Genomic DNA, 19,892 nt, shown 5'->3' on the forward strand with positions numbered 1-19,892 from the left:
ATAAGTGACGATTTTATATCCAACAGTGGACATTTTTTCTCACCTACCATGGCGGGCCCAAATTCAAAACGGAGTTTTTCCCATGCCAGCTGCCCCCAGCGCCACCGCGCGCACCCGCACTCAGCCAGCGCAAGATACGCAGGGCGGCAGTGCCTCGATCGCCATTCTCGCGGTGGCCGCTTTCGTCATCGTGACCACTGAATTCCTGATCGTTGGCCTGCTGCCCGCACTGGCGCGCGATCTGCGCATCAGCGTGGCCAGTGCCGGCCAGCTGGTCACGCTCTTTGCCGTGGTGGTGATGCTGTGCGGTCCGCTGCTCACGGCCAGCCTGGCGCATCTGGAACGCAAGCGCCTGTTCATCGTCATCCTGGTGATCTTCGCGCTCTCGAATGCACTGGCCGCCCTGGCCTGGAACATCTGGATCCTGGCCGTCGCGCGCCTGGTGCCGGCGCTGGCACTGCCGGTGTTCTGGGGCACGGCCAGCGAGACGGCGGCACAGATCGCCGGACCGCAAAAAAGCGGACGTGCAGTGTCGACGGTCTATCTGGGCATCTCGGCGGCCATGCTGTTCGGTATTCCGCTGGGCACGCTGGTGTCGGAGGCCGTCGGCTGGCGTGCCGCCTTCGGCCTGCTGGCGCTGCTGTCGCTGCAGGTGGCAGTGCTGATCGCGGCTGTGGTGCCGCGCGTGCGCAGTGCCCCCAGCGGTGGCATGGCGGCGCAGGCACGCATCCTGAAGAGCCCCTTCTTTCTGGCCAACGTGGCACTGTCGGTGCTGGTCTTCACGGCCATGTTCACGGGTTATACCTATCTGGCCGAGATACTGGAAAAATCCGCCGGCATCGCCCCCGCGCATGTCGGTTGGTGGTTGATGGGCTTTGGCGCGGTCGGCCTGGTCGGCAACTGGCTGGGCGGGTTGTGGGTGGATCAGAAGCCGCTCGCCACCACCGCCCTCTTCTGCGCCATCCTCGCGCTGGGCATGGCGGGCAGCATGCTGTTGAGCCTGGCGGGCTGGGCCTTTGCGCTGGCACTGGCGGTATGGGGCATCGCCAATACGGCGCTCTATCCGATCTGCCAGATCCGCGTGATGAAGGCTGCTTCGGGCGCACAGGCGCTGGCCGGTACGCTCAATGTCTCGGCCGCCAATGGCGGGATCGCGCTCGGTGCCGCCGTGGGTGGCGCGGCGCTGTCTTCGTGGGGCGCCGGTCAGGTGGGCTATCTGGCGGCGGGGATTGCGATGCTGACGGTGGTGATGGCTACCATCGTGGCGAAACTCTCACCGCGCTGACAGCACGCCGCTGCGCTCAGCGCCTCAACCAAGAAGGCCGGCATCAAGCCGGCCTTCCTCATTCAAGACGCATCACTCAAGCCACTTGCTGCACCCGCGCCGCCTTGGCCACGAAACTGCAGACCGCTTCGGTCACCTGCACCGTGGTCGCCTTGCCGCCCAGGTCCCCCGTATGCAGCGTCGGATCGGCCGTCACGGCTTCGATGGCCTGCATCACCTGCGCCGCTGCATCGTGCTCGCCCAGGTGTTCCAGCAGCATCACCACCGACCAGAAGGTACCCACCGGATTGGCCAGGCCTTTGCCCATGATGTCGAAGGCCGACCCGTGGATGGGTTCGAACATGGACGGATAGCGGCGCTCCGGATCGATGTTGCCGGTGGGCGCAATGCCCAGGCTGCCCGCCAGCGCAGCGGCCAGGTCGGAGAGGATGTCGGCATGCAGATTGGTGGCCACGATGGTGTCCAGCGTGGCGGGACGGTTGACCATGCGCGCGGTGGCGGCGTCGACCAGTTCCTTGTCCCACTTCACGTCCGGGAATTCCTTGGCAATCTGCACCGCGATCTCGTCCCACATCACCATCGCATGGCGCTGCGCATTGCTCTTGGTGACGACCATGAGCAGCTTGCGCGGACGCGACTGCGCCAGCTTGAAAGCGAAACGCATGATGCGCTCGACGCCGGCGCGGGTCATCATCGAGACATCGGTGGCCGCTTCGATGGGATGCCCTTGGTGCACGCGGCCACCGACTCCGGCGTATTCGCCTTCGGAGTTCTCGCGCACGATGACCCAGTTCAGGTCTTCGGCACGACAGCGCTTGAGGGGCGCGTCGATGCCCGGCAGGATGCGCGTGGGGCGCACGTTGGCGTACTGGTCGAAGCCCTGGCAGATCTTCAGGCGCAGGCCCCACAGGGTCACGTGGTCCGGAATGTGCGGATCCCCGGCCGAGCCGAACAGGATGGCGTCCTTGTCGCGCAGGGCATCGAGGCCATCGGCGGGCATCATCACGCCGTGCTGGCGGTAGTAATCGCCACCCCAGCCGAAGTCCTCGAAGTCGAAAGCGAGGTCGGCACGGGCGGCGGCCAGGGCTTGCAGCAACTGGCGGCCCGCAGGAATGACTTCCTTGCCGATGCCGTCGCCGGGGATGGTTGCGATGCGATAGGTTTTCATGTCTCCAGCCTTTCTTGATGAGATGCAGTGTGGGGTCTCGCAAAATGACGGCATACGCCGCGTCTTTGCATGCAGGCTACTTTACCCATACTGAAAGGATAGGAACCGGTGCTAGACTTAAAGCATTCTTAACCTGGATTCAACAATCCGTTTCTTGTTTCCCTTGCGAGGTTTCATGCAGGACACCGTCCTCCCCGCCGACCTGCGTTTCTTTTCCGTGCTGGCCATGGCCGGCAGTCTCTCTGCGGCCGGGCGCGAGCTGGGGCTGACCACGGCGGCGGTCAGCAAGCACCTCACGCTGATGGAAGCGCGGGCCGGCGTGCCGCTGGTCAACCGCACCACGCGCCGCATGATGTTGACGCCCGAGGGCGAGCTCTATCTGGAACATGCGCGCCGCATCCTCGACCAGATCGATGAATTGTCCGAACTGCTGGGCAGCTCCAAGCGCCGCCCGGAAGGCCTGCTGCGGGTCAATGCCACACTGGGATTCGGGCGCAGCCATGTGGCGCCGGTGATTTCCAAATTCGTGACGCGCCATCCGCAGGTGTCGGTGCAGTTGCAGTTGTCGGTGATGCCGCCGCCGCTGACCGAGGACAGCTTCGATGTCTGCATCCGCTTCGGCGAACCGCCCGATACCCGGGTGGTAGCGCGGCGGCTGGCGTCCAATGCGCGCCTGCTGTGCGCTTCGCCGGACTATCTCAGGCGCAGGGGCATGCCGCAGACGCCGCATGACCTGGCCAAACACAATTGCGTGGGCATCCGCCAGGGTGACGAGGCTTATGGGGTGTGGAAGCTGTCTTCGGGCAGCGGTGCTTCGCGCAAAACGGAGACGGTCAAGATCCGCGGCAACCTCACCACCAATGACGGCGAGATCGCGGTGAAGTGGGCGCTGGATGGGCACGGCATCCTCATGCGTGCCGAGTGGGATATCCGCAGCTATCTGGAACAGGGGCGGCTGGTGCAGGTGCTGCCGGGCTGGCAGACGCCCAATGCGGATATCTTTGCGGTGTATTCACAGCGCCAGCAGCTGTCGACGCGGGTGCGCAGCTTTGTGGATTTCATTGCGCGTGAGTTGGCTGAAACTTCGCCCAAGCCGCGTATTACCGTGTTGGGCACACGCGGCACGAAGCATTCACAGAAAAAGTAAGGCAGGAACAGAGCGGGCAAGGCCCGCAATGCACTCGCGAAGTTTCGTAAGTCACTTCCGTTGGCGAAGACCGCCAGCCTCAGGCGTCTTGGCTGACGCGGTTTTACTGCTGGCCTTCTTGGACTTGCGCACTCTTGCGCGCCTCGGGCAGCAGCTTCAGCAGCTCCGGCAGAGCCGTCTGCACGGTATCCCATACCACGTCGAGATTGATGTCAAAGTAGCCGTGGGCAATGCGGTTGCGCATGCCGCGCATACTGCGCCACGGTACCTCAGTATGTGCCTCCGCGAACTCGGGATAGCGGTCCATCACCTTCGTGGAGGCCTCACCGATGATGATGAGGCTCATGATGACGGCCTGCTGGGTTCGTTTATCGTCAACGAATTCCGCTTTGGACGTGCCCTTCACGAAGCTGCAGGCATCGCTGGCAGCCTGCTGCATGTGGTCCAGGTAGTCAGTCAAGCGGTTCACGCTCATACCGGTCTGGCCTCCGCGAGCACCTGCGCCCGGAACTTCGGTGGCAGATCGCCAGGGGTCAACAGATCGACATGCAGGCCCAGCAAGGCTTCCAGCTCATCCTGCAGGCCGCCCAGATCGAACAGCGTGGCGCCCGGCAGCGCATCGACCAGCAGATCGATGTCGCTGCCCTCGCGGTCGGTGCCGTGCAGTACCGAACCGAAGACGCGTGGATTGGCCGTGCGGAAGCGGCTTACCGCTTCGCGCACCGCGCTTCGCTTCATGTCAAGCACAACAGACGGCCGCATGGGGGATCCTTTCTTTTCAGAACTCGTTGAGATGATATGCAAGGAAGAATAGTGCCTCAAGCACTATTTCTGCATGCTTCATGCCCTGCCCCGAAGGCCGCCGCTGTTGCGCGGGCAGGACCGTCCGTCTTCCATCCGCCCCCACCCCCGCGTTAAGATAGCCGCCAACCCCGTCCACCCGCCCAGCCACTTCCTTCATGACGTCCAGCCAAGCGCCCGCCGATCTCGCCACCCGCCGTGCCGGCAAGCTCACCGACACCGTCTATGCCAGCCTGCGCGATGACATCTACGCCTTCCGCCTGCTGCCCGGCGACCGCTTTGCCGAGAACGACGTGGCCGAACGGCTGCAGGTCTCGCGCACGCCCGTGCGTGAAGCGCTCATGCGCCTGCAGAGCGAAGGCCTGGTGCGCGGCCACTTCCGCAATGGCTGGGAAGTGGTGCCGATCGACCTGGCGCGCTTTGCCTCCCTCTACGAATTGCGCGAGATGCTGGAGCTGCACGCCGTGCGCAAGCTGTGCTCCCCGCGCATCGCCCCGGGCGTGCGCCAGCAGCTGGTGGCCGAACAAGGCGCGATCTGGCAGTGCGCCCCCAGCGACCGCCTGCCCGACGGGCTGGCCGTGGCGGCCCTGGACGAAGCTTTCCACTGCGCGCTGGTGCAGGCGGCCGGCAACCCCGAGGCCGATACCGTCTATCGCCAGCTGGCCAACCAGCTGCGCATCATGCGTCGCCTGGACTTCGCCTATGGCGACTGCATCGATGACACCTACGCCGAACACCGCGCCATCCTCGATGCCATCGCCCGCAGCGATGCCGCTCTGGCTGGCGAGCTGATCGCGCGTCACATCGAAGACAGCCACACCGTGGTCGAGCGCCTCACCATCGCCCGCCTTGAACAGGTGCGCGCCGAGTCGGTGCAGGCTGCACCGGTGCCGGGCAACGCACCGGCAACGACACCCACCCGCCGCAAGCGTTTTGGCTGAAAAAGTGAAGCTTTGCGCCTGAACTGCGGGTCGCAGGCGGGTTTTTACGCTCCCGAAGAAGAATTGCACCGATTTTCCTGTGCCGGATTTGCCCTGGAGCAAATGGCACGAAAGCTGCTTTTGTGGCTGGCAGGATTTATGCATACATAAATTCAGTCCAGCGGCATCCTGCCCGATCCGGCAAGGCTGACCGTCCCACTCTGGCTTTCTGTACAGGAGAAACGCATGACCACCCTCACCCAAACCGCCCCGGCGAGCGCGCAGGGCCTGCTGCGCAACCGCTGGTTCCAGCTGTTGATCGGCCTGATCTGCATGATGGCCATCTCCAGTCCGCAATACGTGTGGACCTTGTTCACCAAGCCGCTCACGGCCAAGCTGGGCGTGCCGCTGTCGGAACTGCAGATCACCTTCTCGATGCTGATCGTGCTGCAGACCTTCTTCTCGCCTTTCCAGGGCAGCCTCATCGAGCGCTTCGGCGCGCGCCGCCTGATCGCCATCGGCACCTTCATGTCCGGCCTGTCGTGGATCCTGGCGGCGCAAGCCTCCACCATTGGCATGTTCTATTTGGCCTATGGCCTGGTGGGCGGACTCGGCACCGGCATCGTCTATGTCGGCGTGGTCGGCCAGATGGTGCGCTGGTTCCCGGATCGCCGCGGCTTTGCGGTGGGCATGGTGGCGGCCGGTTACGGCATGGGCGCCATCCTGACCACCTTCCCGATCTCGGCCTCGCTGGCCAGCGCCGGGCTGGAAACCACGCTCTGGCAATTCGGCCTGGTGTTTGCGGTGATCGGCGTGCTGGCCGCACAGGCCCTGCGCTCGCCTGACGCCAGCCATGCAGCCGCCATGCCGGCCCCGGCCATTGCCGCCAGCAAGCTCGACCTGGCGCCGCGCCAGATGCTGCGTACGCCCCTGTTCTGGCTGATGTTCGTGATGATGACCATGATGTCGACCTCGGGCCTGATGGTGACCTCGCAGATGGCCACCTTCGCGCGTGACTTCGGCGTGGCCAACGTGATGGTGTTCGGACTGGCCGCGCTGCCGCTGGCACTGACCATCGACCGTCTCACCAATGGCCTGACGCGGCCCTTCTTCGGCTGGATCTCGGATCGCTATGGCCGCGAGAACACCATGTTCTTCGCCTTCGCGCTGGAAGGCGTGGCCATGGCGCTGTGGCTGGCCACGCGCGAGAATGCGGTGCTGTTCGTGCTGCTGTCGGGCATCGTCTTCTTCGGCTGGGGCGAGATCTTCTCGCTCTTCCCCTCGACTCTGACCGACACCTTCGGCACCCGCAACGCCACCGCCAACTATGGCTGGCTCTACATCTCGCAAGGTATCGGCTCGATCTTCGGCGGCCCGCTGGCGGCCATGATGCATGAGAAGACCGGCAGCTGGCATCCGGTCTTCGGGACCGCCATCACGCTGGACATCCTCACCGCCTGTCTGGCGCTGATGGTGCTCAAACCCTGGCGCGCACGCTATCTGGCCAAGGCCGGCAACTAAGCCCCCTGCTCTCCCCGCGTTCCCCGATGCCGGCCTTGTGCCGGCATCGTCGTTTTTGCCCGCGCCTTCTCCTGATGCAGTGGCACATGGCTGCCGAGCTTGTACCGCGCAGGTACCGTATACTTGCAAGCTTGTTGCAAGTCATTGCAACTCGCCTGCAACGCGTCTGCAACTCCTTGCAGCCCTGCCGGTCTGACCCACCCGCGCCTCATCACAAGAACATCACCTGCTGCCTCATGGAAATCGTCTTCACCGTCCTGATCCTGCTGCTGGCCGTCGCCGTCTCCGGCGTGGTCGCGCGGCTGGCTCCCTTCAAGCTGCCGCTGCCGCTGTTCCAGATCGCCTTGGGCGCGGTGCTGGCCATGCCCATGTTCGGCCTGCGCATCAGCTTCGATCCGGAACTGTTCCTGCTGCTGTTCATCCCGCCGCTGCTCTTCACCGATGGCTGGCGCATGCCCAAGCGCGAATTCTTCCGCCTGGCGCGCCCCATCCTGGCGCTGGCCCTGGGTCTGGTGATGTTCACGGTGGTGGGCGTGGGTTACTTCATCCACTGGATGATCCCGGTCATCTCGCTGCCCTCGGCCTTTGCGCTGGCGGCCGTGCTCTCGCCCACCGATGCGGTGGCGGTCTCGTCCATCGTCGGCAAGGGCCGCCTGCCGGCCTCGATGCAGCACGTGCTGGAGGGCGAGGCGCTGATGAACGATGCGTCCGGCCTGGTGGCCTTCAAGTTCGCGATTGCCGCCGTCATCACCGGCACCTTCTCGCTGCTGGACGCCAGCATTTCCTTCGTGCTGATCGCCGCCGGCGGCATTGCCGTGGGGCTGATCGTGGCCTGGGGCTTCGGACTGATCCGCCGCAAGATCATCGAATGGGCCGGTGACGAGCCGGGCATCCAGGTGGTGCTGCTGTTGCTGATCCCTTTCACGGCTTACATCTTTGCCGAACACTTTGGTTTGTCCGGCATTCTGGCGGCGGTGGCAGCCGGCATGCTGATGCCCTATCTGGAGACGGCCGGTGGCGAATCGGCGGCCACGCGCTTGCAGGGACGCAGCATCATGACCATGCTGGAATTCGTCTTCAACGGCATGTCCTTCCTGCTGCTGGGCCTGCAATTGCCGGGCATCGTCAGCCTGGCCCACGTGGATGCGCAGATGGCGGGCAATGTGCCGGTGTGGCATCTGTTCGTCTACATCCTGGCCATCACGGTGGCGCTGATCGTGCTGCGCTTCGTGTGGGTCTGGATCAACCTGCGCATGCGCCGCTTCGCCTCCGCCCTGCGCGGCCAGAGCGGGCGCAACCGCAAGTTCGATTTGCGGCTCATCAGCATCACGGCGCTTTCCGGCGTGCGCGGGGCCATTACGCTGGCCGGTGTGATGTCGATCCCGCTGCTGCTGAAGGAACATACGCCCTTCCCGGCGCGTGACCTGCTGATCTTTCTCGCCACCGGCGTGATCCTGTGCTCGCTGCTGTTCGGCAGCTTCCTGCTGCCGTGGATGCTCAAGGATCTGCAGCTCGATGCCGAGGTCAAGCGCCGCCGCGCCGAGGAAATGATGGCGCGCCTGCGCCTGTCGGAGGCAGCCGTGCGCACCATCGAGGAGGCGCAGGAACGCATCGGCGTCAATCTCGATGAATCCGATCTGGCGTTGTTGATGGAAGTCAGCGGCAGTCTGTTGGCGACCTATCGCATGCGCATGAATGCGGAGAGTGATTCGGAAGAAACCCAGCGCGCGGCCAACCGCTTCAAGCAGTTCGAACGTGAACTGCGACTGGAGGCAATCCGCGCCGAGCGGCTGGAAGTGCACTACCTGCGCGCTGAACAGCGCATCAATGACGAGACCTTCCTGATGCTCATCAACCAGATCGACATGGCCGAGACCTGGTTGCTGGGATCATTGAACGGGCCGGGGCACTGATCCGCCATAGGGTAGTAAGTGCCCAGTCCCATTAAAAGCGCGAAAATCATATGTATGATTCTGCTACTGCTAGAAGAAAGATCGTCAGGTTCACCACTATTTCATTACCGAGCATGCTTCAATTAGCCCCGGCATTTCTCCAGAGGGCTATCCTTGATTCATCCACTACCGATTATCAGAGACGACGCGAAATTTTGCGCCCGCAGCTTGCGCCAGCAGTTGCCCACCAAAGAGCAAACTGCGCAACTGCATAGAGGCAGTGTTGAGATTGGGAGTTCCCTCTACCAAATACTTGGATTGCAGAACGTGCGGTTGAACTACTATGACCTCATAATCGCAGTTAGCCGTAATCGTAGCCAATGCAGCCAACATGGCTACGCCAGTCGCCGCGGAAGACACAAGACCTACGCTCCAAGGTTGGTCCCAAACTCTACCAACGTGGTGCTTTACTATACTCACGGTGAGATCGGGGATCATGCTTTTCGAAATCATACGACGTAGATTCTTCATCGCCTGCGCAGTAACGATCTCGTAGGCGCCAGCAGAGATTCTACGAGAGGTTTTTTTGCTATTCGCGCCCTTCACGTGTATCAACGTGATTTTAGGTATGCCAGTCGTCGCATTAACTAATTCAATGTGTATGAAGTCAGCAATTTCGCCGGAACCATCATCGCAATAAAGCCAGCATGCTCCTGGAGCTGGCTGCGACAATCCCATCTGCCGCAAGCCATCCTTGAAAACCCATTTAAATAGGCTGACATCTGCGTCCGTAAAAATATCTGCAATCGGAACCGGCAGTCCAGGCGGCTTCTCCTTGTCCACGTCGTAGTTAGTTCCAGGCGCGAAATCCAGAAACTCCAAGTCGAACGGCCGGTCTTGCACAACAGCAAGGCTCAGACTCGCATTGGCAATAGTGTGCCAGCTATCGTAATAAACTCGGATAAATTCAGGATCAGCTTCAATTCGATTCACAAAGTCGCTGAATTGTGCGGGTACTGCGCCCGTGACAGCAAGAACAAGCCGGTCCGACGTGAAGGTCGGTTGCAAGACAAACGCACACGTTGTTCCGTCTAATTTGTCGGTAACATTAATCGAAACATCCTTATTTGCAACTGCTGCGCCACCAATTTCAATATCAAAGCGCGACTTCAGGTCCTCAAGTTTTCGGCGGCGCTGACTACCTTTTAACGTATCGGCTTCAGCCCATTCAACGTCATATGCTGGACCAACTCCTGATAAATCGAATACATTGGTGGCCAGTCCCCAGTGAACCTGATAACTGAGCGTAGCAATTCGTGCTTGGGTCTCGACAAGAACGTCAAGAACAGCTTTTGCAATGTCACCCAAGTCTACCCAAGACTTTGACGGTCGGAACCAAAGCCCGCTTCGTTTCAAACTTACCCCTGCTTTGTCAGAGCGAACCGCTCCAGCCACGAACGTGGAATCACCAAATGGGTCGATTGCATCGGCCAAGTCCAATCCGCTAATTACTTTGCTATTCGGACGTACAGAAACGTTGCGGTGTGTACTTCCCAACCATAAGGTCTTCAGGGTTTTATCGGTGATATAGGCATTCACCAGCACGCGCTCATCGGCCGGCCGCCAACCAGTAATCTCTCCGGTGTAAAGAGCGTCAACCACTTCGGCTTTAATTTCGCTGTCGCTCACATGGATCAACGCAAACGAATCTAAAGCAAAGTAAGCGACTAAGTGGTTCAGTTGATCCTTAATGTGTTGAATTGCATTTAAATCTGACCCACTTTCTCAGGAAATTTGCATCCTAAGTTGACCCATGTTTAGACCACAATCCTGCTCATGACAGCGAGCGGGAGAACGGAGTGATAAACGTGGCCCTACTTGGAATTATTCGACGCTGGTACATTAGAGACCATATCTCAATCCGGGAAATCGCCCGCCGCCTGGACATCTCCCGCAATACGGTTCGCCGTTATATCCGGTCGGACGCGATCGAACCAGCATACCCAGCAAGGCATTCACCGAGCTCTCTTGATGAGTTTGCTCCCAGGCTCTCCGCTTGGCTGAGCGCTGAGTCCGTTAAATCTCGAAAGCAACGAAGAACCCTGAAACAGATGTTCCTGGATCTAAAAGAACTGGGATATGAAGGGTCGTATGACCGTGTGGCCGCCTTTGGTAGGCGGTGGAAGGTGGGTCAAATGGAGAGGGTCAAATCTGCGAGCAAATCAACATATATTCCGCTTTCATTCGCTCCTGGAGAGGCATTTCAGTTCGATTGGAGCGAAGACTGGGCCGTAATTTCTGGCGAGCGGACAAAACTACAAATTGCCCATTTCAAGCTCAGCCATAGCCGAGCATTTTTCCTGAGAGCCTATTTGCTCCAGACCCATGAGATGCTTTTCGATGCACATGGCCACGCCTTCGAGGCCTTCGGTGGAATTCCCCGTCGTGGCATCTACGACAACATGAAAACGGCTGTTGACAAAGTTAAGTCAGGCAAACAACGGGACGTAAATGCACGCTTCATGGCTATGGCCAGCCACTATCTTTTTGACCTCGAATTCTGCAATCCGGCATCCGGCTGGGAAAAGGGGCAAGTTGAGAAAAATGTTCGAGATAGCCGAAATCGAATCTGGCAGAAGGCCCCGGCGTTTGCCACGCTTGATGCGTTGAATCAATGGCTGGCAGCGGAATGCCAAAGGCTATGGAAGCAGGCTAGGCATCCTGAGCTAGACACCGCCGTGTGGGATGTATTGCAAAACGAACGTTCACATCTCATGCCACTAGGAAAGATATTTGACGGTTTTGTTGAGCAATCCAAACGTGTATCACCGACATGCCTCGTAACGCTTGACCGCAATCGATATAGCGTTCCTTCGTCATTCGCCAATCGTCCTGTAAGCCTCCGGATCTACGCGGATCACCTAGTCTTCATTGCCGAGGGGCGTCCCATAGCTGAGCACATCCGAGTCATCAATCGAGATCACGGGCCCGGCCAAACAATCTACGACTGGCGTCACTATTTGGCGGTTCTACAACGCAAACCTGGGGCATTAAGAAATGGAGCGCCGTTTTCAGAGCTTCCAACTGCCTTCAAAGAGATGCAATCTATTTTGCTACGGCGCGCCGGCGGAGATCGCGAAATGGTTGAGATTCTTGCCCTGGTTATGTTCCATGACGAACAGACAGTTCTAGCTGCTGTGGAAGGAGCCCTCAAAAGCGGCGCGCCATCTAAGCAAGTGGTGCTCAATATACTCAGCCGGTTATTGGATAACGGCCCCGCACCCAAAATCACAGCACCACAGGCACTCCAGTTGACTAAAGAACCGACGGCCGACGTTGGACGGTATGACACTTTGAGAGGAAAGGACAACGACCATGTCGACGCAGCCTGAGTCTATGATACAGATGTTGCGCGTCCTCAAGTTACGGGGCATGGCGCAAGCCGTGGCAGACTTAGCTGAGCAAAATTCCCCTGCATTTCAAGCGGCGCTGCCTGTTCTTTCAGATCTCGTCAAAGCAGAGGTTGCGGAACGGGAGGTGCGTTCGCTCGCTTATCAAATGAAGGTCGCCAAATTCCCGGCTTATCGCGATCTCAACGGCTTTGACTTCCAGGCCAGCGAGGTTAATGAGCCGTTAATCCGAAAATTGCATTCTTGCAATTTCATGGAGAGCTGGCAAAACATCGTTTTTCTCGGCGGTCCTGGCACTGGAAAGACGCACTTGGCCAGTGCCATTGGTATTCAAGCTATAGAGCGCCACAACGCCCGTGTTCGCTTTTTCTCAACCATAGAACTAGTGAACTTGCTGGAGCAAGAGAAGCAACAGGGAAGGACTGGAAACCTGGCTACTCGGCTGAAGCACACAGACCTCGTAATACTTGATGAGCTTGGCTATCTCCCATTTAGTCAAACAGGTGGTGCTTTGCTTTTCCATCTCATCAGCAAGCTTTACGAACACACTAGCTTGATCATTACAACGAACCTTGGATTTGGAGAATGGGGCGCCGTCTTCGGTGATCCCAAAATGACCACGGCCCTTCTCGATCGCCTTACCCATCACTGCCACATCGTAGAAACAGGTAATGATAGCTATCGCTTCAAGACCAGCTCAACTCGCGACATAAAGAAAGAGAGGACAACAGACTAAGTAACTATACGAAGACGGAAATTTTTGCGGGTCACGATTCGATGCAAAGCCAGGGTCATTATTAAACGCAATATCACACGGCCATAGGCCCAGACGCGTCGAATTTGTTGTGCTTCGCCAATCACAGCCCCTTATTTTAATTCTTTGTGATCTCAACTAGCCTCTGTGTTACCCCAACACCTAAAGTGAAGCTAATTAGTCTAAGTCTTAACGTAGGTATATCCCGTTACGTCTCACGTTACTATTGCGAGGAGGAAAGTACGTGATTCTTATTGTGAGGTAATTCTATGGCAATCAGATTTTTCTGTCACTTTGTCAGAATTGGGATGATTGCGATCTGCTCCCCGAGATTAGTATGGGAATGATGTAGAGTCTGCCCCATAAATAGAAGGAGCACATTTCTGCCGCATGCCGCGCATCGCTTATCTTCGCAACAGATCAAGCTCACCGCTTTATCGTCTAGCAAGGCGTCGGACCAGTCGTACAAATTGGCAGAAAAATCGCCGATTTCCTCATCCATTTTTTTGATGTGGCGAGCCAAAATACTTTCAAAGTCTAAAAGGTCACCGTGCAGTCGCGCACTCATAGCGATTAGCCATAGCAAAGAAGAAGATGTTCGGATCGTAATGCCAAGAACATGGATTTTTCACGCCTATTCGGCGAGGGCATGTACTACCTCCTAGCCGCACCAACGACAAAGCCCGCAACGCCCTTGTACCGGGCGTTGCGGGCTTTGTTGAATCCAGGTTAAGAATCCGGAATTGGCCGCTCATTGGCCAATGCGCGGCCAATTCACGTCACCGGCAAGGCAGGAATCAGGCTACCGAATTGACGGTCGTGCCGATGATCTCGCCGGTCGCATTGCGCGAAGCCTGCTCGCGGCGATTGCGTTCCTGGCGGGCGTTTTCGGCGCGGGTTTCATCGGCCTGGATTTCTTCGAGGCGACGCTGCTCGGCCTTCAAGGCGGCTGCGGCTTCTTCGGCGCGGCGCACGGCCACCGGATCGTTGGCCTTGCCAGTGGTCGGTGCATTGCCATTGGGGTCGGAGACGACGCCGTTGACGGCAGAGGAAATGTCCATGGCCATGATGGGCTCCCTTTGAAACGAAGGCTGAGGAATGATGACTGGCGGCGACAGGATGTGCCTTCCAGTGGAACGAATGCCGACTATGTTACGCCCATTGCAGCGCTCTGCCACAGGGAAAATCCTGAAATGGGGTGATTTTTGTGCGGACGGTACGGAGCGGCTTGCGCGGTCGTCAACAAATCCGGCTTTCCCGATATCGGCGTGGCAACTTCTTGCCACGCCGGCAAGAGGCCTCAGTGGCAATCCGGTACGTTCTGGTCGAGGTAGACCTCGAAGGCCACATTGTTGACCCACTTCTTGATGGCTTTGTCCCAGAACGCATCGTTCCATCGCACGGCCAGTTGCCGTGCGGCGGCCAGGTCGGCCGGGTCATTGCCGCGGACCTGCAGCACCAGCGCCTGGCGCGTCACCGGCGGCAGTTGCGCGGAAAACTTTTTCCATTCGGGCAGCTTCAACAGCGCCTTCATGAGCGTGTCGTCATGCACGGCAGCATCGCACTGGCCAATGCGCACGGCCAGCAGCGAATCGGCCGGGGCCGGCATCACTTTCTCGATGGCGGCATAGCGTGCGCTGAGGGTGCCGACATAGGGCGATCCGGCGGAGACGCAGACGGTGCGGCCTTTCAGGTCTTCCCATTTGCGGATGGTGGTATCGGTGCGCATGATGGCCATGCCACCGGCGCTGTAGCCGGTCGGAACCATGATGACGTCGGCCGCGCCCGCCTGGGCGACATCGATGCGCGTGAGCACGACATCAGGACGCACGCCCTTCAATGCGGCGCGGTCCTGCGTAGTGGGCTGGAGGTCGGCCTTGAGCTTCCATTGCACGGCGAGATCCTCGGCCGGCACGATGGCGATGTTTTCCGGGGTACGGAATTTCATGCCGCCCTTGTAGACCGGCGGCACGTGGTCCAGCCCGATGCGCACGGTGTCGCTGCGGCGCGCATCATCAAGCACGCCGGCCTGGGCGGCCCCCAAGGACAGGCAGGCCGACGCCAACAAGGCGAGGCGAACGAGGGTATGCATGGCGGGCATAGCTTCAGACGTACTGGTACTTGAGCAGGCGATGCTTGAGATTTTCCAGGATCACCTGGTCGATCAGCGCGGCCAGGATGGCGATGGTGAGGATGTTGGCCATCACGCCGATCATGTCGGCCGTCTCGCCCGAGTAGGCCAGCGTGCGGCCCAGGCCCTTGCCGAAACCGACCAGCATTTCTGCGGAGATCAACGCGCGCCAGGCATTGCCGAAGGCCAGCTGGGCACCGGTGATGAGTTCGGGCATCACTGCCGGCAGGTACACCCGGCGCAGCATGGACAGGCGCGAGGCCCCCATCACGCGGGCCGCCGAGACATGCACCTGCTGCACGCTCTCGGTGGCATTCATGACCGAGAGTGCGGCCGGGAAGAACGCGGCGATGGCCACCACCACCACGATGGGCAGGTTGCCGAAGCCCATCAGGATCAGGAACAGCGGGACCCAGGCAATCGAGGGAATCGATTGCAGGATCACGATGGCCGACTTCAGCACTTCACGGAAGAAGAACAGCACCGCACCGATCAGGCCGAATCCGATCCCCAGCACCAGCGCCGAGCCATAGCCCAGGCCCAGGCGATAGAGACTGCCGAAGAGGGCCGTGCGGAAACTGCCGGACTGCACTTCCTCCACCAGCCGCGCGGCCACCTCGGGCACGCCCGGCATCAGGAAGGACGGCAGCGACCAGGCCGCGATCTGCCACATCAAAAGGATGAAGACGATGGCCAGCAGCATGGCCAGTTTCTTGCGGAGTCCGGTAACGCGACGCTGTGAGCTCATAAGGACAGGAAAGACAATGGCCGGACAGGGTCCGGCCAGGGTGAAGACAAAAGGAAATCGATCAGGCGCAGTGCCGCATCACAGCTTGCGCGCGTTCTGCCACGACAGGTCGGTGATGGAATTCACATCGAAGGGCTTGCCGTCGCGGGTCTTGAGCGAACCTTGCGATTGCAGGATATCGGCGATTTCCTGCATGCGGTCCTGATCCTTCTTGCTGATCTTCGGGGTGAAGGTCTGGCTCTTGATGGCGTCGCGGATCACGTCCTCGCGCAATACTTCGCCGTGCTTCAGGGTCTTCAACACCGGTTCTGCGATGAAGTAGCCGGCGATCAGCTTGGAGGCTTCGGCAGGCTTCTTCTGCAGCAGGGTGATGGCGTCGCGTTGCGCATCCAGCGACTTCCAGACGGCATCGCGTTTCTTCTTCAGGGTCTCGCCGGAAGTGATGACGACCATGCAGGGGAAGGGCCAGACTTCGCCGATTTCATAGACCTGCTTGACCGGTGCGATCAGTTGCGCAATGCGCGCCTGCGGCTCGAACAGGAAGGCCGCATCGACGCGCTTGCCCACCAGCGACTGCACCGCCACCTGGGGCGAGACGCCCATCACGTTGACGTCATCGGGTTTTATTCCCGCATCGCGCAGCACCACACCCTTGAGCACAGTGTCAGCGGTACTGCCTTCGGCTTGCGAAGCGAGTGTTTTGCCCTTGAGGTCCGCCACCTTGTTGATGCCGGAATCCTCGCGCGCCACCAGGGCGTGATAGCCCAGCTGCGCACCGCCGACCACCTTCAGGTCCGCGCCCTTGGAGGCCCAGGCCACGGCATTGGAGAAGCCGAACACGCCGCTGTCGAGCTGGCCGCCGACGATGGCCTTGACCAGGTCGGTGCCGGACTTGAATTCGATCAGTTCCACATCCAGGCCGTACTTCTTGTAGAGGCCGGCTTCATAGGCGGCCATGGCCTGGGCATCGTCCATGACGCGCAGGTAGCCGATCTTGAATTTTTCCAGGGCCAGGGCGTTGCCGGAGAAAACCAGGGCAGCGGCGGTGATGGCCGGTGCCAGAATGCGTGCGAGTGTCATACTCCTACCCCTTCTAAGTTTTTGGAAAATTCGTCCTGCTCGGCGTGGATGCCCAGCAGGCAAAGGATTTCGCGGCGGATGGCCGCGAATTCGGACAGGTCGTGCGTCTTTTCGTGATGCACGAGATTGAATTCCTTCAAGACCTTGGCCGGACGCGGGCTGAACACGAAGATGCGGTCAGCCAGGAACAGCGCCTCATCCACATCGTGCGTCACCAGCACCACGGTCGGGCCCTGCTGGCGGATCAGGTCGCGCAGGGCATCCTGCAGGGTCATGCGGGTGAGCGCATCGAGCGCACCGAAGGGTTCGTCCAGCAGCAGCGCCTTGGGCTGCGAGATGAAGGCGCGCGCCAGGGCCGCGCGCTGGCGCATGCCGCCCGAGACCTGGTGCGGATAATAATTTTCGAAACCCTTGAGCTTGACGTTCTCCAGCCAGACACGGGCCTGGTCGGCGGATTTCTTCTTGTCGACATTCTGGAATTCCAGTGCCAGCGCCACGTTCTGCTGCAGCGTCAGCCAGGGATAGAGCGCGTTTTCCTGGAACATCAGGGTGCGCTCGGGATGCGGTCCGCGAATGGCCTGGCCGTCGGCGGACACGGTGCCGCTGCTGGCTTTTTCCAGACCGGCGGCCATGTGCAGCAGGGTCGACTTGCCGCAGCCGGAGGGGCCGACCAGCGCGACCAGCTCACCCGAGGCGATCTCGCGGGTGAATTCCTCGATCACGTGCAGGTCGCCGAAACGCTTGGCGACGTTGTTGAAAGATAGCTTCATGTGGTCCGCGGACGGGCCGCGCGTGGAATGGATGGAACGGAAGAGGCGCGCCGGTGCTGGCGCACGCGCCGGTCAGAAACTTCACAGGCTGCTCCAGCCTCCCCCATTGAGTCAGGCATGCACTGTACTGAGGCCGGCTATGCAAAACAACTACTTAAAAATCGTATGCTTATTCGTATTTCGAATAAGAAAGGTGGGCAAAACGCATAAAGGCGTCAGCCCTTCGTCAGCCTTTGCGCCTTCCATTGGGCCAACAGGCTCTGCACATCGGGATAGCGCAGCCGCACGCCCAGCTCATTCTTGATGCGCGCATTGTGGAGGCGGCGTGATTCCGACATGAAGGACAGCATCATCGGCGAGACGCTGCGTTCCAGCTCGCTGCGCGGCAGGCGCGGCGGACGGGAAAGACCGGCGGCATCGGCCACGGCGTCGAAGTAGTCGCCCATCTTGAGGTCGGTATCGTCGACAGCGTGATAGACGCGATTGGGCGCGCCCAAGCGCATCGCCGCCAGGCAGATGCGGGCCAGGTCGTCAGCGTGGATGTGGTTGGTATGCACGTCCTCCTGCGCCACCAGCGCCGGCAGGCCCTTGTGCAGGCGCTCCAGCGGCAGGCGGTCGGCGGCGTAAATGCCCGGCACGCGCAGGATGGAGAGCTTGCCCTGGCGGCGCCGGGCCCAGGCGCGCAGCACGGTTTCGGCATCCACCCGGCGCACGGCGCGGGCGTTCTGCGGACGCACGCTGCGGGTCTCGTCGAAACTTGCGCCAGCGCAATCTCCGTAGACACCGGTCGTGCTGACATAAACCAGGCGCGCGCCCTCGGGTAAAATGGCGGCCAAATTGCGGGTACGGCGGTCGATGCGGCCCTCGGACTGCGGCGGCGCCAGATGCACGATGGTCGGTGCCAGGCGCGCCAGGCGGCCCAGCGTCAAGGGCGCATCCAGGTCGGCCACGACGGGAATGGCCCCGGCAGCGCGCAGTTCGGCGCGGCGGTCCGGGTTGCTGGTCACGGCCAGTACGCGGTAGCGCGGCAGCAGCAGCGGCACCAGCCGCAGGCCGACATCGCCGCAGCCCAGGATCAGTACGCGGGGCAGGCCCAGTTTTTTCACGGTGTTCAATCCAAATTTATTCAGAAGCAGAATTGTATGAGTTTCCAAGTCACAGTCCAGCCCAGCGGTCGCCAATTCTCCTGCGACGCCAGCGAATCCATCCTCACGGCCGCCATCCGCGCCGGTGTCGGCCTGCCCTACGGCTGCAAGAACGGCGCTTGCGGCTCCTGCAAGGGCAAGCTGGTCTCGGGTGAGGTCGAGCACGGTCCGCACCAGGTGCGCGCCCTCTCGGAGCACGAGCAGCAGCTGGGCCATGCCCTGTTCTGCGTGGCCAAGCCGCACAGCGACGTCACCATCGAGGCACGCGAAGTGGCCGGCGTGGGCGAGATCCCGGTGCGCAAGCTGCCGGTGCGCGTGGCCAAGCTGGACAAGGTGGCCGACGACGTCATCATCCTCTCGCTGCAGCTGCCGGCCAACGACCGCCTGCAGTACAAGGCCGGCCAGTACGTGGAATTCCTGCTGCGTGACGGCAAGCGCCGCAGCTACAGCATGGCCACCGCCCCGCACAAGGATGAGCACATGAGCCTGCACATCCGCCACCTGCCGGGCGGCCTGTTCACCGACCAGGTCTTCACCACCCTGAAGGAGCGCGACATCCTGCGCATCGAAGGCCCGCTGGGTACCTTCTTCCTGCGCGAGGATTCCGACAAGCCCATCATCCTGCTGGCCTCCGGCACCGGCTTTGCGCCCATCAAGGCCATCGTCGAGCAACTGGAACATGCCGGCTCGAAGCGCCCGGTGACCCTGTACTGGGGCGGCCGCCGCCCGCAGGACCTGTACATGAACGCCCTGTGCCAGCAGTGGGAACAGGACCTGCCCAACTTCAAGTACGTGCCGGTGGTCTCGAATGCCCAGGCCGAGGACAACTGGAGCGGCCGCACCGGCTTCGTCCACCGCGCCGTGATGGAAGACTTTCCCGACCTGTCGGGGCACCAGGTCTACGCCTGTGGCGCGCCGGTCGTGGTGGAATCGGCACAGCGCGATTTCAGCGCCGAATGCGGCCTGCCGGAAGACGAGTTCTATGCCGATTCCTTCACTTCCGAAGCCGACCTGGCCAAGGCCGTGTCGGACACGCCGGCCGCCTGACGGGCCGGGTGCGGGCGCCGGTGCTGTCATGCCGGCGTCACGCACATTTGCGAAGATGCCGCGCAAGCCTGAT

At 60.6% G+C, this 19,892-nt stretch carries 19 protein-coding genes; 8 read left to right on the top strand and 11 right to left on the bottom strand.

Annotated features, from left to right (window positions below; translation table 11 throughout):
* Positions 1–82 precede the first annotated feature (82 nt).
* Positions 83–1,285, top strand: a complete 1,203-nt coding sequence (locus tag JOD78_RS18310) for an MFS transporter (protein WP_209567279.1) — start codon at positions 83–85, stop codon at positions 1,283–1,285.
* 76 nt (positions 1,286–1,361) lie between these two features.
* On the opposite strand, the gene JOD78_RS18315 is transcribed toward JOD78_RS18310, so the two are convergent.
* A complete protein-coding gene (locus JOD78_RS18315; protein ID WP_209567281.1) occupies positions 1,362–2,453 on the bottom strand; it encodes a tartrate dehydrogenase in 1,092 nt (363 codons plus the stop codon).
* A 175-nt stretch (positions 2,454–2,628) separates the two neighbouring features.
* On the opposite strand from JOD78_RS18315, the gene JOD78_RS18320 reads away from it, so the two are divergent.
* Positions 2,629–3,600 carry a LysR family transcriptional regulator gene (locus tag JOD78_RS18320; RefSeq protein ID WP_209567283.1) on the top strand — a complete coding sequence of 324 codons (972 nt, stop codon included), beginning with the start codon at positions 2,629–2,631 and terminating at the stop codon, positions 3,598–3,600.
* Between the two features lie 103 nt (positions 3,601–3,703).
* Here the strand turns inward: JOD78_RS18320 and JOD78_RS18325 are convergent, their stop codons facing one another.
* Together JOD78_RS18325 and JOD78_RS18330 are read right to left on the bottom strand one after the other, a co-directional pair.
* Positions 3,704–4,075 carry a DUF86 domain-containing protein gene (locus tag JOD78_RS18325; protein ID WP_121045124.1) on the bottom strand — a complete coding sequence of 124 codons (372 nt, stop codon included), beginning with the start codon at positions 4,073–4,075 and terminating at the stop codon, positions 3,704–3,706.
* Positions 4,072–4,362 (bottom strand): nucleotidyltransferase family protein, encoded by a 291-nt coding sequence (locus JOD78_RS18330; RefSeq protein WP_121045125.1) that lies wholly within the window; start codon positions 4,360–4,362, stop codon positions 4,072–4,074. Before JOD78_RS18330 ends, JOD78_RS18325 begins: the two co-directional genes overlap by 4 nt.
* A 197-nt stretch (positions 4,363–4,559) precedes the next feature.
* On the opposite strand from JOD78_RS18330, the gene JOD78_RS18335 reads away from it, so the two are divergent.
* From JOD78_RS18335 to JOD78_RS18345, 3 genes are all read left to right on the top strand, one after another.
* Positions 4,560–5,342, top strand: a complete 783-nt coding sequence (locus tag JOD78_RS18335; RefSeq protein WP_121045129.1) for a GntR family transcriptional regulator — start codon at positions 4,560–4,562, stop codon at positions 5,340–5,342.
* Between the two features lie 225 nt (positions 5,343–5,567).
* Positions 5,568–6,842, top strand: coding sequence for an oxalate/formate MFS antiporter (oxlT, locus tag JOD78_RS18340; RefSeq protein WP_121045131.1), 1,275 nt, complete (start codon positions 5,568–5,570; stop codon positions 6,840–6,842).
* A gap of 236 nt (positions 6,843–7,078) precedes the next feature.
* Positions 7,079–8,755 carry a Na+/H+ antiporter gene (locus JOD78_RS18345; protein ID WP_209567285.1) on the top strand — a complete coding sequence of 559 codons (1,677 nt, stop codon included), beginning with the start codon at positions 7,079–7,081 and terminating at the stop codon, positions 8,753–8,755.
* Between the two features lie 165 nt (positions 8,756–8,920).
* Here the strand turns inward: JOD78_RS18345 and JOD78_RS18350 are convergent, their stop codons facing one another.
* Entirely contained in the window at positions 8,921–10,423 is a 1,503-nt protein-coding gene (locus JOD78_RS18350) for a hypothetical protein (protein ID WP_209567287.1), read from the bottom strand.
* A gap of 170 nt (positions 10,424–10,593) precedes the next feature.
* Here JOD78_RS18350 and istA point away from each other — a divergent pair, with 170 nt between their 5' ends.
* Positions 10,594–12,126: an IS21 family transposase gene (istA, locus tag JOD78_RS18355; RefSeq protein WP_209567289.1), complete on the top strand. Its 1,533-nt coding sequence runs from the start codon at positions 10,594–10,596 to the stop codon at positions 12,124–12,126.
* A complete protein-coding gene (gene istB, locus JOD78_RS18360) occupies positions 12,110–12,880 on the top strand; it encodes an IS21-like element helper ATPase IstB (protein ID WP_245202201.1) in 771 nt (256 codons plus the stop codon). Before istA ends, istB begins: the two co-directional genes overlap by 17 nt.
* Positions 12,881–13,187: 307 nt before the next feature.
* Here istB and JOD78_RS18365 read toward each other — a convergent pair whose 3' ends face one another.
* The 7 genes from JOD78_RS18365 to JOD78_RS18395 form a co-directional block, all read right to left on the bottom strand.
* Entirely contained in the window at positions 13,188–13,466 is a 279-nt protein-coding gene (locus JOD78_RS18365; protein WP_209567291.1) for a hypothetical protein, read from the bottom strand.
* Between the two features lie 229 nt (positions 13,467–13,695).
* Positions 13,696–13,965 carry a hypothetical protein gene (locus JOD78_RS18370; RefSeq protein ID WP_034338578.1) on the bottom strand — a complete coding sequence of 90 codons (270 nt, stop codon included), beginning with the start codon at positions 13,963–13,965 and terminating at the stop codon, positions 13,696–13,698.
* A 233-nt stretch (positions 13,966–14,198) separates the two neighbouring features.
* Positions 14,199–14,990: a transporter substrate-binding domain-containing protein gene (locus JOD78_RS18375; protein ID WP_209567293.1), complete on the bottom strand. Its 792-nt coding sequence runs from the start codon at positions 14,988–14,990 to the stop codon at positions 14,199–14,201.
* Positions 14,991–15,003: 13 nt separating this feature from the next.
* Positions 15,004–15,777: an ABC transporter permease gene (locus JOD78_RS18380; RefSeq protein ID WP_088754909.1), complete on the bottom strand. Its 774-nt coding sequence runs from the start codon at positions 15,775–15,777 to the stop codon at positions 15,004–15,006.
* Positions 15,778–15,855: 78 nt separating this feature from the next.
* The gene (locus JOD78_RS18385; protein WP_121045135.1) at positions 15,856–16,857 is read right to left on the bottom strand and encodes an ABC transporter substrate-binding protein; all 1,002 of its coding nucleotides are present in this window, start codon (positions 16,855–16,857) and stop codon (positions 15,856–15,858) included.
* Positions 16,854–17,627 carry an ABC transporter ATP-binding protein gene (locus tag JOD78_RS18390; RefSeq protein ID WP_121045137.1) on the bottom strand — a complete coding sequence of 258 codons (774 nt, stop codon included), beginning with the start codon at positions 17,625–17,627 and terminating at the stop codon, positions 16,854–16,856. The genes JOD78_RS18385 and JOD78_RS18390 overlap by 4 nt, the downstream gene beginning before the upstream one ends.
* Positions 17,628–17,842: 215 nt before the next feature.
* Positions 17,843–18,733: an NAD-dependent epimerase/dehydratase family protein gene (locus JOD78_RS18395; RefSeq protein WP_209567295.1), complete on the bottom strand. Its 891-nt coding sequence runs from the start codon at positions 18,731–18,733 to the stop codon at positions 17,843–17,845.
* A 36-nt stretch (positions 18,734–18,769) separates the two neighbouring features.
* Between JOD78_RS18395 and JOD78_RS18400 the strand changes: the two genes are divergently transcribed.
* On the top strand, positions 18,770–19,819 hold the full coding sequence (locus JOD78_RS18400; protein WP_034334029.1) for a CDP-6-deoxy-delta-3,4-glucoseen reductase: 1,050 nt from the start codon (positions 18,770–18,772) through the stop codon (positions 19,817–19,819).
* Positions 19,820–19,892 lie beyond the last annotated feature (73 nt).

It is taken from the genome of Herbaspirillum sp. 1130, from assembly GCF_017833835.1.
GTDB classification, from domain to species: Bacteria; Pseudomonadota; Gammaproteobacteria; order Burkholderiales; family Burkholderiaceae_D; genus Herbaspirillum; species Herbaspirillum huttiense.

Coding starts and splice junctions, on each gene's coding strand:
- JOD78_RS18310 (WP_209567279.1), top strand. CDS start 83: ATGCCAGCTGCCCCCAGCGCCACCGCGCGCACCCGCACTCAGCCAGCG.
- JOD78_RS18315 (WP_209567281.1), bottom strand. CDS start 2,453: ATGAAAACCTATCGCATCGCAACCATCCCCGGCGACGGCATCGGCAAG.
- JOD78_RS18320 (WP_209567283.1), top strand. CDS start 2,629: ATGCAGGACACCGTCCTCCCCGCCGACCTGCGTTTCTTTTCCGTGCTG.
- JOD78_RS18325 (WP_121045124.1), bottom strand. CDS start 4,075: ATGAGCGTGAACCGCTTGACTGACTACCTGGACCACATGCAGCAGGCT.
- JOD78_RS18330 (WP_121045125.1), bottom strand. CDS start 4,362: ATGCGGCCGTCTGTTGTGCTTGACATGAAGCGAAGCGCGGTGCGCGAA.
- JOD78_RS18335 (WP_121045129.1), top strand. CDS start 4,560: ATGACGTCCAGCCAAGCGCCCGCCGATCTCGCCACCCGCCGTGCCGGC.
- oxlT (WP_121045131.1), top strand. CDS start 5,568: ATGACCACCCTCACCCAAACCGCCCCGGCGAGCGCGCAGGGCCTGCTG.
- JOD78_RS18345 (WP_209567285.1), top strand. CDS start 7,079: ATGGAAATCGTCTTCACCGTCCTGATCCTGCTGCTGGCCGTCGCCGTC.
- istB (WP_245202201.1), top strand. CDS start 12,110: ATGTCGACGCAGCCTGAGTCTATGATACAGATGTTGCGCGTCCTCAAG.
- JOD78_RS18365 (WP_209567291.1), bottom strand. CDS start 13,466: ATGAGTGCGCGACTGCACGGTGACCTTTTAGACTTTGAAAGTATTTTG.
- JOD78_RS18370 (WP_034338578.1), bottom strand. CDS start 13,965: ATGGCCATGGACATTTCCTCTGCCGTCAACGGCGTCGTCTCCGACCCC.
- JOD78_RS18375 (WP_209567293.1), bottom strand. CDS start 14,990: ATGCATACCCTCGTTCGCCTCGCCTTGTTGGCGTCGGCCTGCCTGTCC.
- JOD78_RS18380 (WP_088754909.1), bottom strand. CDS start 15,777: ATGAGCTCACAGCGTCGCGTTACCGGACTCCGCAAGAAACTGGCCATG.
- JOD78_RS18385 (WP_121045135.1), bottom strand. CDS start 16,857: ATGACACTCGCACGCATTCTGGCACCGGCCATCACCGCCGCTGCCCTG.
- JOD78_RS18390 (WP_121045137.1), bottom strand. CDS start 17,627: ATGAAGCTATCTTTCAACAACGTCGCCAAGCGTTTCGGCGACCTGCAC.
- JOD78_RS18400 (WP_034334029.1), top strand. CDS start 18,770: ATGAGTTTCCAAGTCACAGTCCAGCCCAGCGGTCGCCAATTCTCCTGC.